The sequence below is a fragment of the Acinetobacter sp. BZX-2 genome, from assembly GCF_055179795.1.
In genome coordinates this window covers 3,435,881-3,450,916 of sequence record NZ_CM143686.1, presented here as the reverse complement: position 1 = coordinate 3,450,916, position 15,036 = coordinate 3,435,881, and the positions used below count along the sequence as shown (strand labels likewise).

The window sequence follows — 15,036 nt, the reverse complement described above, 5'->3', positions numbered from 1 at the left end:
ATGCAATTCCCGCACACATTTCGACTTCACTAATCTTACGATAACTATATCTAAAAAGAACATAACAAGTTGTATCAAGCCGTGACGCAAGGGTCATCAATTTTTATGTTGCAAGCACCAATTGTGTCGTAGCTCTTATTCATTCTTCACTTTAAAAAACAGATGAAGTCTATGTTTAATTTGATATTTTAAAATAATGATCTTGATTCATATGCGGCGCCTTTTGCTTATTTCAAGTGGCTGTGTGAAAAGTACTTTTTGTCATTTTGGTCAATATGAAAAGATAATAGGTATAATTTTATGGAAGAGCGCTTTGTTTTATTTCAGATTATTCGTGATATAAAACACGGAATTTTTATCTGATAAATTGACATTCTTATCGTGAGTTTTGCTAGAATTTGAGAAAACTGGGCATGGATAACGGTGTTCAGTCAAATGATTAACCTGAATTCTCCTATATCAAAATAAAGAGTGCTATATGATTAAATGGATCATATTGGCGATTTTTGTGATTTCAGCTTTGTATATCCAAAATCGCGGAAAAGTGCGTCATTCGTTTTATCGTCAATTTTTTGACCATTCTACGATACTCGCACCCATCAATTTCCTGATGTATATGTTTTCAAAAGTGCCAAATCAACCTTATATCGACACACAACATTTCAAAGATTTAAAAGTCTTGGATGAAAACTGGGAAATGATTCGTGATGAAGCCAAGGCTTTATATGCTCAAGGTGGTATCAAAGCATCAAGCACTTATGATGATCTCGGTTTTAATTCATTCTTTAAAACAGGTTGGAAGCGTTTTTATTTAAAATGGTATGACTCTGCACATCCTTCAGCGGCTGAGTTATGTCCAAAAACCACCGCATTACTCAAAACTTTACCGACCATTAAAGCAGCAATGTTCACTGAGCTGGCACCTGATAGTCGTTTAGTGCGCCACCGTGACCCTTACGCAGGTTCACTGCGTTATCATTTAGGACTTTTAACTCCAAATGATGACCGTTGTTTTATCGATGTCGATGGTCAGCGTTATTCATGGCGTGACGGTGAAAGTGTAGTTTTTGATGAAACTTACATTCATTATGCAGAAAATAAAACGGATCAAAACCGTATCATTTTCTTTGCTGATGTTGAACGTCCATTAAAAACAAAATTAATGGAACGTTTTAATCATTGGTTTGGTAAAAAAGTGATGACAGCTGCAAGCTCTCCAAATGAGGCGGGTGATCAAACAGGTGGCTTAAATAAAGTCTTTGGTTATGTTTATCAAATTCGTATTAAAGCCAAGGCATTGAAGAAAACCAATCGTCAGTTGTATTACTTCTTAAAATGGTTCTTGATGCTCGGGATTTTCTTCCTGATTTTTATACGACCTTATATGTCACAAATCATTGCTTTTTTTCAAAAGCAATTTTAACCAGTGAACATCAGTAAACGCCTTTAGGGGCGTTTTTTTATAACAAATTATGACTTGCGTTTGTGTCTTTATTTTCTTAATTTAAACTGATAATGGATAAAAGCACTAGGAAAAACACATGTTTAAAAATTTAGCTTCTGAAATGATGGGTACCAGTGATATTGGGACAATTATTGAACCACAAGATTTTAATAAAACCGATATCGATGATTATATTTTCCATGAAGACAATGAAAAAATCTTCTTTGTGATTAAAAGTAAAACAGATGAGTATTGCTTTACCAATGTTGCTTTTATGCATTTAGATGGTAAAAGCGCAATGAGTAAAAAGCGTACTTTATACCGTTATTTATATAAACATAATCCGATTAAAAATGTGTTGTTGGAAACAGCAGGCACTGTTGATTTAGATGTCGAAATTAAGTTTCAGTTAGGTGAACAGCATTTCTCTATTGATATTGATAAAAAGCAAATTGAGAAAATTCGTGATTTGTATAAAGCATTGTTTAGCATCGGTGAAACCTGTAAGGAAATCAATCGTAAGCGTAATATCTTGTTGCAAAGCAATGAAAACGTTCAAAAAATGTTTAATTTGCGTGAATTAAGTGAGCAGGCGATTTTAAATTTACCTGAAATTATTAACCAAACTGCACATCAAGTTGAAGAGTATACCAATCAGCGTATTCGAGAGATTGATCACTATGATTTCTCTGAAACTTTTGAGCGTTATTTAAAGAACTAATGGCTTTAAATGACTTTGAAGAGAAAAGCGTCCCTAAGGGCGTTTTTTTTTATTGCAAAAATTGGTTTTTATCGTGAGGGTTCTGATTGTAATTTCAGTTAGAATGAAAGCAGATTGGGGAAAAATATGCAGAAATTTCATTCTAAAATAGATTGGTGGGTATTGGGCTTTTTAATTGCGATGACAGGTTTACTGGTCCAATTATTACTGACGATGTATGCCAAAGGGACAATGGTTGAATATCCTGAGCATACCACAGTGTATCTGCTCACCATTGCGGTGATTTGGTGGCCAGTTTTCAATACACGTTATGCAATTCAAAATGATACTTTGACGATTCGCTGTATGTTTTTAAAATGGGTGATTCCATTCAGTGCGATTCAACAAATCTCGAAAACCAATAACTCCATTTCTTCTCCTGCTTTATCATTAGATCGTTTAAAGATTGAGTATATTCAAGATGGTAAAGCCAAACAAATTCTAGTTTCTCCACGCAATCCTCAACTATTTTGTCAGGCGGTGCAAGGCCAGAATGCTCAAGTTTAACCCGCAAAAATATATTTTAGGTGATATTTGCAGTATTCGATGTATTTGCCTGAAGCGGGCTAATATTGGAAAGCGCGCCTTGATATTTTGAATGAGAACTTGAAAAACAAGGTTAAAGCATTACATCATGTATGCTAACGATAAATCATGAGTCAGTTGTGAACGAAAACGCACGAGAAAATATTGAAAAGATTTTAGCCAATATGACCACACTTCCCGGTGTCTATAAAATGCTGGGGAAAGAGGGCGAGTTACTTTATGTCGGCAAAGCCAAAAATCTTAAAAATCGTGTATCGAGCTACTTTGTCAAAACCATTGAGCATCCAAAAACACAGGCTTTGGTTGCACGTATTTATAATATAGAAAGCTTAGTGGTTCGTTCAGAAACGGAAGCTTTGTTACTTGAACAAAACCTGATTAAATTACATCGCCCGCCGTATAATATTATGTTGCGGGATGATAAATCTTATATCTATATCTTTGTTTCTGCGGATAAACCTTATCCACGAATTGCTTCGGGGCGCGGAAAGGGTAAACACCAAGTCGGTAAATTCTTTGGCCCTTACCCGAGTGCATATAATGCACGAGATACTTTATTGGTTTTACAAAAATTGTTTAATGTACGCCAATGTGAAAATAGTTATTTCTCACAACGTAAACGTCCGTGTTTGCAATACCAAATTAAACGCTGTACCGCACCTTGCGTCGGTTTGATTAGCCCAGAAGCCTATAATGAAGATGTGCAAAACTCGATTCGTTTTTTAAATGGTGATACCAAAGAGTTGAATCAGGAATTGATTCAAAAAATGGAGCAGGCTGCGGAAAATTTAGAATTTGAAAAAGCAGTGTTTTATCGTGATCGAATGGCACTTTTACGCGATGTGCAAGCACAGCAAGCGATTTATAAAGTTAAAGGTGAAGCCGATATTCTGGCCATTGCATATCAAGCAGGCGTAACTTGCGTACAGATTATGCATGTGCGCAATGGCAAAATGCTGGGTGGAAAGAGTTATTTTCCTGACATGTTGGGTGATGATTTAGGGCAAATGCTGTCAGACTTTATGGCGAACTTCTATTTCCAAGTCGCCGATGAAGTACCCACAGAGTTGATTGTGAATGTTGAAATTCAAGATAAAAAACAATTAGAAGAAGCGCTACATCAGCAATTTGAAAAGAAAATTCAAGTTAAACACAGTGTGCGGGAGACTCGTGCAGAATGGCTTGAATTGGCTGAGATGAATGTACAGCATGCCATTAAAGGAAAGCTCGCTAATCATTTGGAGTTAAATGAACGTTTTCATCAACTTGAGCAAGTCACGGGTCGTCCAATTGACAGTATAGAATGTTTTGATATTTCGCATACCATGGGTGAAGCGACGATTGCGTCGTGTGTGGTTTTTGATGCAGGTGGTGCACGTAAGCGAGATTATCGCCAATTTGCAATTGATGGAATCACTCCCGGGGATGATTATGCGGCTATGCGCCAAGCGCTGACTCGCCGTTATAAAAAAGCCATGCTCCCAGATTTACTGCTGATTGATGGTGGTAAAGGTCAATTACACATGGCAATGGAAGTCATGCAAGAGCTGGAGCTTGAAGCATTTATGGTCGGTGTTTCTAAAGGTGAAGGGCGTAAACCCGGACTTGAAACTTTACATTTTACCGATGGTATCAAGATTCAACTACCTGAAGACCATAAAGCCTTACATTTGATTCAACAGGTACGTGATGAAGCGCATCGGTTTGCGATTACCAAACATCGTGCCAAACGTGATAAACGCCGTGGTGGGTCTGTATTAGAAGCCATTCCCGGATTAGGACCAAAACGTCGTCGTGATTTACTCACACATTTTGGTGGCATTCAAGGCGTGTTAAAAGCTTCTGAAAATGATTTAAAGCTAGTTCCGGGTTTGGGTGATGTAATGGCAAGAATGATTTATAAAGTATTGCATGAGTAAGATGAATCCTTTTTTGAAATATTTATTCAGTAATGTGCCGTATTTCTAAAAATTTTAAATTGAAATGCTGAATAGAGATCCAATTTTTCTGACGGGAGTGGAGCGTTGAAAGATGAACTACCATGCACATGTATTTTTTGAACTTGATCAGACAGCTCAAGTTCAGGAATTACACTTGAGACTTCAGAAAGTATTATCTGATTCAATTACTGTCGGCAGATTGTTATATAAAGCTGTAGGACCTTTACCCAAACCCATGTTTCAAATAGAGTTTGAACAGGCTGAATTAGCGCAAGTAAAACAAGTTTTAACTCAAATTTTTCATGGGTTTTCGATTTTAATTCATCCTTTACTTGAGAATGAATATCTTGCACATACAGAATATGCAGAGTGGACTGGTACACCATTAACTTTGAATCTTGAACATTTATAATATCTTAACGAAGGTCATTAGCCGAAGTGCTCACTGACGCTTGAGTCACAGATCATTTTCATCACATTAAAAATATGAAACAGTAGCTCGAAGGATAGGAATTTAGAGCAAAAGGATGTCATTAGAACAATTATTTCAGCAAATTGAACACAGCGAATGGGTCGATATACCGCAAGGATGGCTACAAGGCAGAACAATCTTTGGCGGTCTGGTTGCAGGTATGCTGATACAAAAGGCGATTGTCACGATTGCGGATGTAGAGAAAAAACTACTGAGCTGTAGTGTGACACTTGCTGGACCAGTTGAACAAAGCAAAGCTCGCTTGACGGCTGAGATCCTTAGACAAGGTAAGTCAGTTACAACGATTGAAGTACGTCTTTGGCAAAATGATGCTGTACAAAGTATTCTTATTGCAAGTTTTGGTAAGCAGCGTGAATCTAATATTCAGGTGGCATTGGAACCACAAGCACCTGATTTTCCACCTATTGAGCAAGCCAATATTGTTCCTAAATATTTGCCTTTTCCTGAGTGCGTTAAAAACTTTCAATTGGCATGGACAGAAGGCAATTATCCAATGTCAGCCAGTAAACAACCTGATTTTGCAGGCTGGTGCCGTTTTGACCCAGCGGAACATGCCCATCGAAAAATGAATACAGCGGATCTATTAACCTTGATGGATGTTTGGCCACCGGGTGTGTTGTCGATGTTTCGTAAACCTGCGCCTGCCAGTACCTTGACATGGCATATGACATTTATTCATCCCTTAGAGAATGATTTAAATGATTGGTTTAAGTATAAAGTGATGACTGATCATGCTGCGCATGGTTATGCAACTGAGCATGCTTATTTGTGGGATGCACAAAATCGACTGATTGCAATTGCAAGACAGACCGTTACTGTGTTTGCCTAGTCGACAGTTTCTTGTGAATCGTATAAAGTATTGACGAAATAGAGCATTACTCTAAATTATATTTTGCCTGAATTCAGGTAGAAGGGGACTCACTGGCGGTGTCTATGACTACAGGTCGTATCCTGAATATTCCAAATATCTTGACGCTGGCTCGTATTGCGTTAATTCCAGTTTTTTTAGTGATTGCTTATTGGCCACCTGCGATTGGTGTAGGTGGACATGAGGGCAGTATGACACGTCATATTATTTTGACAGCAATTTTTGTTATTGCAGCAATCACAGATTGGTTTGATGGCTATCTTGCACGGACATTAAATCAAAGCTCTGCATTTGGGCGCTTTTTAGACCCTGTTGCAGATAAACTCATGGTTGCTGCTGCCTTAATCGTCTTGGTTCAATGGCAACCGAGTATCGCAATGGCATTTGCTGCAATTGTGATTATTTCACGAGAGATAACCGTTTCTGCCTTACGTGAATGGATGGCAGAATTAGGCGCGCGTACCAATGTTGCAGTGTCTACTGTTGGAAAATACAAAACGGCATTTCAAATGATTGCAATTACGGTATTTTTATTGAACTGGCAACCACTTGAATTACTTGCTTATGCTTTGTTGTATACAGCCGTTATTTTAACATTGTGGTCGATGTTTATTTATTTAAAAGCAGCATGGCCTTATTTAAAACAACCTTGATGCTGATCATTTTTTTTACAAAGCCTTTCCTTAGAGAAAGGCTTTGTTGGTTTTGGAAAGCTCAAAACTTAAATAATGTGTTCGAGCATAGCACTCATGTTTCATGGATAGACTGTGCTATATTGCGCTTGAATGAAGACCATAAAAATGAATTGAAGCGGGAAAATTTAGAAATAGTACCCGTTGTTCGTTAAGAGAAGGATTATACATGCCGTCATTACTTTATTTATCCAATGAAAACTTATGCTTATTAGAAGGGAATAAAAATATTACTGTTCCATGCCAATCTGTGGAGCAATATAAAAAGAACTTGGTCGAAATCCAACAGCGTAAAGAATGGAAGTCTAAAGGCACAGGTGCTCAGTTTATGGGGGCGTACGCACAACAGGATGAAGCAGATTTACGTTATATTTTTCCAACCGACGCAGTGATAACTTCAGACCAAAAAATTATTTATAGCGCCTGCTTACAAGAAGGTACGGCAATTAATATTAAGTCACTAACCGATTTGCAAGAAGTTGAAGGTTTAGTGCTGCGTAAAAATGATTTTGTGGTTCAAGATATTGCCTATGATGAGTCTAAACGCCGTTTAGCACTTTCAGTCAATACCCAAGGTTTGGAACGTCATATCTGTATTTTACCTTTGGATGCCAATCGAACTCAGTATTTGACGGAAGGTGATTGTCAGGATTCCAATCCAATGTTTGATCCTCGAGATTCTATGCAGTTGTATTATGATTCTTGCGGTTTGGCTTATGGTGAACATCGTATCGCTTATGGCCCTCGAGAAATTTGTCATTTAGATATGGGGACAGGAGATTTAATCACTGTGGCCGCAGATGCTAAATTTGATTTCTTTAAACCCAAAATGGATCAGCTTGGAAACTTATATTTCCTCAAGCGTCCATATTCTCGAGATGGGCAGAGTCATTCACCGATTACATCTTTGAAAGATATTATTTTTGCGCCATTTAAAATTATCCGAGCAATTGTGGGTTGGTTGGACTTCTTTACGCAACGTTATACTGGCGAATCATTAAAAACCACTTCGGGCAATAATCCTGCTAAGGCGCAACAAAAATCTGAAGAAGAACTATTCGTCGAAGGAAATTTGATCAAGGCTCAACAGAATTTAGAGCGTAATAAAAATGCAGGTGAAAAATATCCAGGTATGATTCCAAACTCTTGGGAGTTGATCAAAATGACCCCTTCAGGCGATATGAGCACTTTAAAAAAGGGGGTGATGAGTTTTGCTTTAAAGGATGGCTCTATTTTCTACTCTAATGGTAAATACTTAGTTGAAATCACAGCAGATCAGAATGAAAAGCTCTTGGTTGAGGCAAAGTTAATTTCTAAGATTATTTGCTGAGTGATGTTTTATCAATCGTCTTTAAAGCAAAGATATGTTTGTAGCTTATACATTTATTTTTGCTTTTTTAGATAAAATTTGACAAAGAAAATCACTTGTTTCTCATAAAAAATTCATCCATTGTTTTGCTAAATCTCTATTTAATTTTGTGCGATGAATCTTGAATTATTTGAACCCGAAGCCGTAGACAACTTGCTGCCTTGTGATGGGCGAGTAACGGACTATGGCTTAATTTTAGATGCAGCGCAAAGTGACTTATACCTAAAATACTTCTTACAACATTTGGCATGGCAACAAGATGAAGTTTTCTTGCATGGTCAATACTACAAAACTGAACGTAAAGTGGTTTGGTATGGTGATGAAAATTATCAATATCATTATTCAGGTATGGCCAAACAAGCGCATGTTTGGAATCCAGCGCTATTTCGACTCAAACAACATATCGAGCATTTAACAGGGCAAACCTATAACTCATGCCTTGCCAATTTATATGAAAATGGTACCCAAGCTGTGGGTTGGCATAGTGATGATGAACCTTCACTGATTTCTCCCAATCAAGATGTTGTGATTGCCTCATTGAGTTTAGGCGCAACGCGCAAATTTAGTTTTAAACATAAATGGAAAGCTGAAAAAGTCGATTTATTGTTACAAAGTGGGCAATTGATTGTCATGCAAGGGCAGACCCAACGTTATTGGAAACATTGTCTGGCAAAGTCCTTACGTGTAGTTCAACCACGAGTGAATTTGACCTTTCGTCATTTTTATTCGGATTAATTGGTTGATGTCAGTCAATCATTCGGATGCTTGATCCACAATTCAGGCTAATTGCAGAACCGAGAAGCCATAAAAAATGCCAGTCAGCAATAAAGCTGATTGGCATTACTCTGAGTCGCTATTATTTTCGGAAAAATAACAGTGATATATCATGTACTACTGAAGAACAAAATCATAATATGAGAATTTATTGAAATATACAAGAATACTCATTGTAAACTTTTGTTTAAATTATCGGCATGATCAAAAGATCTTGGCATTTGTATTGATTTCGGCAAGCTGATGATTTTCAGAAAGTGCTTGATAGCGTTTTTCAATTTGCGCTGCTGAATCTTCTAATGTTTCAATCAGTTTTTGCAAATTAACATATTCAAAGCGGTTTTTAGAGGCGACCACTGTCAGAGCCAGAGGTGCTTCTTTACTCGAAAATTTTACAGGAATAGATAAACCAGAAACATTCGGGTCAAGTTCACCTTGAGAAAAGTAATACCCTTGTTTTTTGATTTTCTTCATTTTATTGACAAAAGTTTCTTCATCTTCAGCAAAACCTACTTCTGCCAATTGCGTTTGAAAACGAGTGTAATAATGATGAATATTCTGTTTGGACAAATGTGCCATGATCGCTTTAGGTGATGAGCCCATATAAACAGGGCGTGGACAACCACGACCATAACTGAGCAATGTTTCATCACGATATACTTCATGATGAATATCAATACAATAATCATCATTTAGATGGGTCAATAAACAACAAAGCTCAGTCCGTTCTGAAATTTCTTGCATGAAAGGTTTGCTGATCTGTACCAAAGGATCTGTGGTTCTAGAAATATAATCCATCACCGCAATTTTGGGGCCTAGTGTGTAATCACCTGAAGTACCACTTAGGCGTTGTAAAATATCAGCTGAGACCAATTCTTTTAAATAGCGATAACTGGTGGGTTTAGATAACCCTAACTCTTCACAAATAACATCAACATTGATGACAGGGCGAGATACTGAAAATAAATCTAGTACAGTGAGAATTTTGCCAAAACTAGAAAGAGCCATGAATGACCTACTCAATAAGTGAGAATCAAAAAATAAAAGCTAATGTTACGTTATAACAAATTGTTCAAGAAAAATCAGCGTAATTTGTATTCTAATTACAGATAGTTTGAAAATGAGCAACTTAACTCAATGTTCGAGAAATTCATATAAATTAAGCTATATTGCTGATATGGAAATTAATAAATTATCAAATTAAGATATTTATGTTGACTGATATTGTTTTTATTGCCAGAATTACTATCAAGAATATTCAATAGTGAAATTTCTACTTATAAGTAATTTTAAATTTCACGATAAATTGGATTTATTCTCTTCTCAAAGTTGTACTCAGAACTCAGTTTTATCGTTTTCTCAAATTCATACTTCATTGTTTTTGAAGATTAACTTCACTGTTTATATGTTAAATGGTGCGGTTTTTTTGGTCGTGTGGAAAGCATAGGTTTGTGGCATTTGGTGGGCTATTCACGGTAAAGCATGCTGCGAACATCAGAATTGTTTTAAGCCGAACAGGTACATAAGCGGAAGAGACACACATCATTCAGGTTATAGCGAGTCGTATTCATGTTATTAATCAAACCACTATTGGCTTTTAGACCCAATAAATTGGATTGGATTTTTGCGACGAAAACTTTTATCGCAGGCATGTTGGCGCTATATGTGGCATTTGAACTGAATTTGAGCTATCCCATTTGGGCGATAGGCACGGTTTTTGTGATTGCCAATCCTTATTCGGGGATGACAGCTTCAAAAAGTATTTATCGTTTGTTGGGAACCTTATTTGGTGCGGTTTTTGCGGTCGCAATCATGCCTTTTTTAATCAATACCCCATTATTATTTACTTTTGTATTGGCATCATGGGTTGGTGTATGTCTCTATCTTTCCTTAATTGATCGTTCACCACGAAGTTATGTAGTCATGCTGGCGGGCTATACTGCTGTTATTATTTGTTTTAATTCAATTTATTATATAGATACCATTTCTATTTTTGACATGGCCTTAGGACGTTTTCTAGAAATTTCCATAGGCGTTGTTTGTAGTGCTGTAGTCACAGCAACTATTTTTCCAATGCATTTAGGGCCTGTCGTGCAAGTACGGGTGACCAAAACATTGCAAGATACCAAACAGGTTTTTGATTCAATTTTATCTGATCCCCAGCATTTGGAAAATTACACTCAATTGTTGGCAGGTATTACCCGAGATACTTCTGATATTCACACCATGGCTGTGCATTTGAGTTATGAAAAGTCTAAATTTAAAGGCATGACCAAACCGCTTCAGGAGTTACTGCATCAAGTGACCATGTTGGTGGCGAACTTGGTTGCCATGTCAGAAAGAATTAAACAACTAGATCAAATTGATTTGAATTATCGACAGTACCTTCAGCAATTGCATGGTGACGTAGATGATTTTCTAGACGATAAAAATGTAATAGATGAAAGTGAGCTTAGGCATTTGCCTGAACAATTTGATCAGAACTTTCATGTCATCACTCAGCATGCAACTTCTGAGCAGCAAGTGATTTTAGGTAGTTTGAAAATGGATATCCGCCATTTTATTCAAAATACCCGTGCTGTGAAGTTGATTTGGCAACGAATACAAGCTGGAGACAATACTTTACCGAGCATGATTGCACCCTTAACCACAACTTATCCAAGTTTACACCGTGATTATGGGGTAGCCGTACGGGGTGGATTATCGGCATTTTTAACAATCATTATCGCTTGTATGATTTGGATTTATAGTGGTTGGAAAACAGGTTTCATGCTGGCTGAAATGGCCGCAATCACAGTGTGTATTTTGACTTTTCTCGATGATCCTGTACCTGCACTTAAAATATTTATTCGTGCCAGTATTTACGGGACAGTTTTAGTCTTTATTTATGCATATGGCATCTTTCCGCATGTCACTTCTTTTTGGGAATTGATGGTGGTTTTAGCACCTTTTGTTTTCTTTTGCGTCATGTTGTATTCACATCCACCTTTAAACGTGCTTGGACTGCCTTTAATTATGAGTACCGTGATGGGCTTGGGGCTACAAAATCGTTATGTCTTAGATCAAGTTGCTTTTTTCGATTTTTCTATCAGTACGATTTTTGGACCAATCATTTCGGTCTTTGTCGTACATGTGGTTCGCTCTATGTCTCCTGATATGACGGTACAACGTATCTTGGCAAGGCACTATAAAGCGATGCGAGAAACCATAGACATGCCCTATGGTGTCGGTTTTAAAATTCACTTACGTAGTATGTTAGATCGTATCGGGGTACTCAATACCAAGCCTGTGCAATCGGAATTATTAAAGATTGAAATTAATAATGCCTTGATTGAATCGAGTGCAGCGATTGATTTAACCCGATTACAAGAACTTGTTAAAAAACTCTCTCCAGATTCCACTGTCAGACAGACTCTTGTGGAATTACAAAGATTATTAAATCAATGGTTGGTTCAATGTGAACTCAATCAGCGCAATGAAAAATTATCTGCTTCGCTGGGTTATATGTTTGATCAAGTGCTTGCCGATGTTCAATCGCTTGGCGATGAGGATATTCGTCAGCGTGTAGAAATTTCAATCAATAATATTCGAAATAGTATTTGCCACCAAAAAGTTGGATTTGATTCAGCAGCTGTCGTTGGAGCGTAAAATGGGTGAGTTCAATATTTATGGTGTTTATGTTCCTGCATTTTTAATTCAAGCAGTTTTGGCCTACATCCTCTTTAAAATCATTGTGATTGGTCTAGATCGCTTGGCTGAGAAAGACTGGATTGTTTTTCCTGCGATTTTTAATTTGTGTGTGTATTTGATTTTATTGTGTGCTATGCATGGGTTATTTATTGGCTTAGGGCTGTAAGTTCGATTTTAAAATTTGATGAATGAATAGGTAAATCATGAAAACATTTGATATGCGGAAAGCAATACGACCATTTGGTTTTGTTGTTGTGCTATTGATCGCCATACTCTGTATTGTTCATGTTTGGAATTATTATAATGCTGAACCTTGGACACGAGATGGTCGGATCCGTGGCGATGTGATTCAAGTTTCTTCTGATATTTCAGGTTTAGTAACTGAAGTTTTGGTTCAGGATAACCAAACGGTGAAAAAGGGGCAGGTTCTTTTTAAAATTGATTTAGCACGTCAGGCTTTAGATGTTGAGCAAGCAAAGTCAGATTTAGCCAAAGCAAAATCAGGTCTTGCTGAAGCCGAAGCAGGCTTGGCACAGGCCAAAGCCAATGTGATTAAGTCACAAGCCAATATAAATTTGGCAGATAAAAATGCAAAACGCTATTCGGATTTGATGGATGGTGCGATTTCAAAACAAGAGCAAGATCAAGTGTTTGCTCAGCGTGATCAATCACATGCAGAGCATCAACAACTTGAAGCGGCAATCCAACAGTCAGAAGCCAATATTAAACAGCAGAAAGCCTTAATCGAAGCAGCAAACAGTAATGTGCATTTAGCACAGTTGAATTTAAATCGGGCAGAGGTGGTTGCACCTGCCGATGGAACACTCTCAAATTTTGATATGCGCGTAGGGAACTATGTCAAAGTTGGGCAAGCTGTTGCTGCATTATTAGATCGAAAGCAGCTTTATGTGGTTGGTTATTTTGAGGAAACCAAGCTGAATAAGATTCATTTAAATGACCCTGCAACCATTCAATTAATGGGTGATTCACTTCAATATCAAGGTCATGTTCAGGGAATTGCATCTGGGATTGAAGATCGTGAGCGGACGACATCTTCAGGATTATTGGCAAATGTAAATCCAACCTTTAGTTGGGTACGTTTGGCGCAGCGTGTACCTGTTAAAATCGTTTTGGATGAAGTACCACACCATTCGTTGGCTTTTGTCGCTGGACGTACAGCAACCGTTCATATCTTAGAGCGTAAAAATAATTAGAGTTTATTGGTTGTGTATCAATCATTGTTTTTTGACCAATGAGTTCATCAAATTTTAACCCATCCAAAGATGGGTTTTTTATCAAAATCTTAACGATTGAGTTTTTCAGTTTTATTACTTATTCACTAAGGTGTAATACCTACAGGATCTCGATACCAACTTTCAATGAATAACGCTGCGGCAATACTATCTGCTGCTAAGTTTTTAGCACGGCCTTGAGTTTGATAATGTTCTAGCTCATCACGTGCTTCACGGGTTGTTAAACGTTCATCGACCATCAAGGTTTCAATATTGGTTTGATGACGTAAGCGCCGTGCAAACTTTCTTGCTCGGGTTGATAATTCAGATTCTGAATCATCCATATTCAGGGGCAAACCCACTAAAAATAAACTGGGTTGATGTTGTTTAACAATTTTCAATAAGTTGTCCCAATTTGGGATTCCATCTTTCATTGGAAAAAGTGCTAACGGTGTTGCGCTGTGTATGAGGGATGAGCCTACTGCCATCCCCATTTTTTGTGTTCCAAAATCAAAAGCCATAATCAGTTGTGGCATTGTTAAATCAGGCATGTCCAATCTCAGAAGATAACCAAGTACGGTCAATGCCTATTTTACGATATGCAGCATCCCAACGGTCGGTATAGGGTAAATTAAACACTAGATCCATATCAGAATCACAAATTAACCAATCACCTTTGGCAATTTCTTCTTCAAGTTGGTTCTTTGACCAGCTCGCATAACCTAAAGCGATTTGATAACGATCTACGCCTTCATTATGTGCAATCGCATCTAAAATATCTTTACTGGTGGTAATACATAGGTTCTCACCGACAGCAATTGAAGAATGCCACGTCGGCTGTCCTGTGTGTAGTACAAAACCAGCTTCTGGGCGCAGTGGCCCACCCTGTAAGACTTCATGTGGGCGTACATGATCTGCTGCTATTTCCAAATCATTGAGTAATTCTTTGACCTGAATTCCTGCAGGACGATTAATAATAATGCCTTGAGCGCCGTCTTCATCATGCCGAGCAATATAAATCACGGTATTTGCAAAAAAATCATCTGCTAAATCAGGTGGGGCAATCAAGCAGCGATGTGAAAGATATTGTTTGGTCACCTATGGACTGCTCCTGCTGTTCATATATTTAGTATTTGAGTGCTAATGCTATGTAGATTGTCTTGTTTAAATTTCAACATACTAGACAAATCGATATTCACCAAATGGTTTTTAGGGAAATATTTCAAGG

At 37.5% G+C, this 15,036-nt stretch carries 15 protein-coding genes; 12 read left to right on the top strand and 3 right to left on the bottom strand.

The genetic code is table 11. The annotated features are described in order from the left end of the window. Nucleotides 1–478 precede the first annotated feature (478 nt). The 9 genes from lpxO (at nucleotide 479) to ACY45D_RS16190 (ending at nucleotide 8,847) form a co-directional block, all read left to right on the top strand. Nucleotides 479–1,423 carry a lipid A hydroxylase LpxO gene (gene lpxO / locus ACY45D_RS16230; RefSeq protein ID WP_463107639.1) on the top strand — a complete coding sequence of 315 codons (945 nt, stop codon included), beginning with the start codon at nucleotides 479–481 and terminating at the stop codon, nucleotides 1,421–1,423. 118 nt (nucleotides 1,424–1,541) lie between these two features. Then, nucleotides 1,542–2,165 carry a PH domain-containing protein gene (locus ACY45D_RS16225; RefSeq protein WP_463107638.1) on the top strand — a complete coding sequence of 208 codons (624 nt, stop codon included), beginning with the start codon at nucleotides 1,542–1,544 and terminating at the stop codon, nucleotides 2,163–2,165. Nucleotides 2,166–2,291: 126 nt separating this feature from the next. After that, nucleotides 2,292–2,711 (top strand): PH domain-containing protein, encoded by a 420-nt coding sequence (locus ACY45D_RS16220; protein WP_463107637.1) that lies wholly within the window; start codon nucleotides 2,292–2,294, stop codon nucleotides 2,709–2,711. 158 nt (nucleotides 2,712–2,869) lie between these two features. Next, nucleotides 2,870–4,669 carry an excinuclease ABC subunit UvrC gene (gene uvrC, locus ACY45D_RS16215; RefSeq protein ID WP_463107636.1) on the top strand — a complete coding sequence of 600 codons (1,800 nt, stop codon included), beginning with the start codon at nucleotides 2,870–2,872 and terminating at the stop codon, nucleotides 4,667–4,669. 112 nt (nucleotides 4,670–4,781) lie between these two features. Continuing rightward, complete coding sequence (locus ACY45D_RS16210; protein ID WP_463107635.1) at nucleotides 4,782–5,102, top strand: DOPA 4,5-dioxygenase family protein; 321 nt, start codon at nucleotides 4,782–4,784, stop codon at nucleotides 5,100–5,102. A 115-nt stretch (nucleotides 5,103–5,217) separates the two neighbouring features. Beyond that, a complete protein-coding gene (locus tag ACY45D_RS16205) occupies nucleotides 5,218–6,012 on the top strand; it encodes a thioesterase family protein (RefSeq protein ID WP_463107634.1) in 795 nt (264 codons plus the stop codon). A 104-nt stretch (nucleotides 6,013–6,116) separates the two neighbouring features. Next, nucleotides 6,117–6,704, top strand: a complete 588-nt coding sequence (gene pgsA, locus ACY45D_RS16200; RefSeq protein ID WP_463107633.1) for a CDP-diacylglycerol--glycerol-3-phosphate 3-phosphatidyltransferase — start codon at nucleotides 6,117–6,119, stop codon at nucleotides 6,702–6,704. A 208-nt stretch (nucleotides 6,705–6,912) separates the two neighbouring features. Further along, nucleotides 6,913–8,073 (top strand): hypothetical protein, encoded by a 1,161-nt coding sequence (locus ACY45D_RS16195; RefSeq protein WP_463107632.1) that lies wholly within the window; start codon nucleotides 6,913–6,915, stop codon nucleotides 8,071–8,073. A 153-nt stretch (nucleotides 8,074–8,226) separates the two neighbouring features. Then, entirely contained in the window at nucleotides 8,227–8,847 is a 621-nt protein-coding gene (locus ACY45D_RS16190; protein ID WP_463107631.1) for an alpha-ketoglutarate-dependent dioxygenase AlkB family protein, read from the top strand. 243 nt (nucleotides 8,848–9,090) lie between these two features. On the opposite strand, the gene ACY45D_RS16185 is transcribed toward ACY45D_RS16190, so the two are convergent. After that, nucleotides 9,091–9,894 carry an IclR family transcriptional regulator gene (locus ACY45D_RS16185; RefSeq protein WP_463107630.1) on the bottom strand — a complete coding sequence of 268 codons (804 nt, stop codon included), beginning with the start codon at nucleotides 9,892–9,894 and terminating at the stop codon, nucleotides 9,091–9,093. A gap of 561 nt (nucleotides 9,895–10,455) precedes the next feature. Here ACY45D_RS16185 and ACY45D_RS16180 point away from each other — a divergent pair. From ACY45D_RS16180 to ACY45D_RS16170, 3 genes are read left to right on the top strand one after another with little or no spacing between them, the layout of a single operon-like run. Further along, on the top strand, nucleotides 10,456–12,534 hold the full coding sequence (locus ACY45D_RS16180; RefSeq protein ID WP_463107629.1) for an FUSC family protein: 2,079 nt from the start codon (nucleotides 10,456–10,458) through the stop codon (nucleotides 12,532–12,534). Nucleotide 12,535: 1 nt separating this feature from the next. After that, complete coding sequence (locus tag ACY45D_RS16175; RefSeq protein WP_463107628.1) at nucleotides 12,536–12,742, top strand: DUF1656 domain-containing protein; 207 nt, start codon at nucleotides 12,536–12,538, stop codon at nucleotides 12,740–12,742. 37 nt (nucleotides 12,743–12,779) lie between these two features. Next, complete coding sequence (locus tag ACY45D_RS16170) at nucleotides 12,780–13,790, top strand: HlyD family secretion protein (RefSeq protein ID WP_463107627.1); 1,011 nt, start codon at nucleotides 12,780–12,782, stop codon at nucleotides 13,788–13,790. Between the two features lie 125 nt (nucleotides 13,791–13,915). Here the strand turns inward: ACY45D_RS16170 and ruvX are convergent, their stop codons facing one another. Both ruvX and ACY45D_RS16160 read right to left on the bottom strand, forming a co-directional pair. Then, nucleotides 13,916–14,359 (bottom strand): Holliday junction resolvase RuvX, encoded by a 444-nt coding sequence (ruvX, locus tag ACY45D_RS16165; RefSeq protein ID WP_463107626.1) that lies wholly within the window; start codon nucleotides 14,357–14,359, stop codon nucleotides 13,916–13,918. Next, nucleotides 14,352–14,906: a YqgE/AlgH family protein gene (locus ACY45D_RS16160; protein ID WP_463107625.1), complete on the bottom strand. Its 555-nt coding sequence runs from the start codon at nucleotides 14,904–14,906 to the stop codon at nucleotides 14,352–14,354. The genes ruvX and ACY45D_RS16160 overlap by 8 nt, the downstream gene beginning before the upstream one ends. Nucleotides 14,907–15,036 lie beyond the last annotated feature (130 nt).

Excerpts from the sequence above, each read along its gene's own strand:
- ACY45D_RS16225 (WP_463107638.1), top strand. The coding sequence starts at position 1,542 with ATGTTTAAAAATTTAGCTTCTGAAATGATGGGTACCAGTGATATTGGG.
- ACY45D_RS16185 (WP_463107630.1), bottom strand. The coding sequence starts at position 9,894 with ATGGCTCTTTCTAGTTTTGGCAAAATTCTCACTGTACTAGATTTATTT.
- ACY45D_RS16180 (WP_463107629.1), top strand. The coding sequence starts at position 10,456 with ATGTTATTAATCAAACCACTATTGGCTTTTAGACCCAATAAATTGGAT.
- ACY45D_RS16190 (WP_463107631.1), top strand. The coding sequence starts at position 8,227 with ATGAATCTTGAATTATTTGAACCCGAAGCCGTAGACAACTTGCTGCCT.
- ACY45D_RS16195 (WP_463107632.1), top strand. The coding sequence starts at position 6,913 with ATGCCGTCATTACTTTATTTATCCAATGAAAACTTATGCTTATTAGAA.
- ACY45D_RS16175 (WP_463107628.1), top strand. The coding sequence starts at position 12,536 with ATGGGTGAGTTCAATATTTATGGTGTTTATGTTCCTGCATTTTTAATT.
- ACY45D_RS16210 (WP_463107635.1), top strand. The coding sequence starts at position 4,782 with ATGAACTACCATGCACATGTATTTTTTGAACTTGATCAGACAGCTCAA.
- ACY45D_RS16170 (WP_463107627.1), top strand. The coding sequence starts at position 12,780 with ATGAAAACATTTGATATGCGGAAAGCAATACGACCATTTGGTTTTGTT.
- lpxO (WP_463107639.1), top strand. The coding sequence starts at position 479 with ATGATTAAATGGATCATATTGGCGATTTTTGTGATTTCAGCTTTGTAT.
- pgsA (WP_463107633.1), top strand. The coding sequence starts at position 6,117 with ATGACTACAGGTCGTATCCTGAATATTCCAAATATCTTGACGCTGGCT.
- ACY45D_RS16220 (WP_463107637.1), top strand. The coding sequence starts at position 2,292 with ATGCAGAAATTTCATTCTAAAATAGATTGGTGGGTATTGGGCTTTTTA.
- ruvX (WP_463107626.1), bottom strand. The coding sequence starts at position 14,359 with ATGCCTGATTTAACAATGCCACAACTGATTATGGCTTTTGATTTTGGA.
- ACY45D_RS16205 (WP_463107634.1), top strand. The coding sequence starts at position 5,218 with ATGTCATTAGAACAATTATTTCAGCAAATTGAACACAGCGAATGGGTC.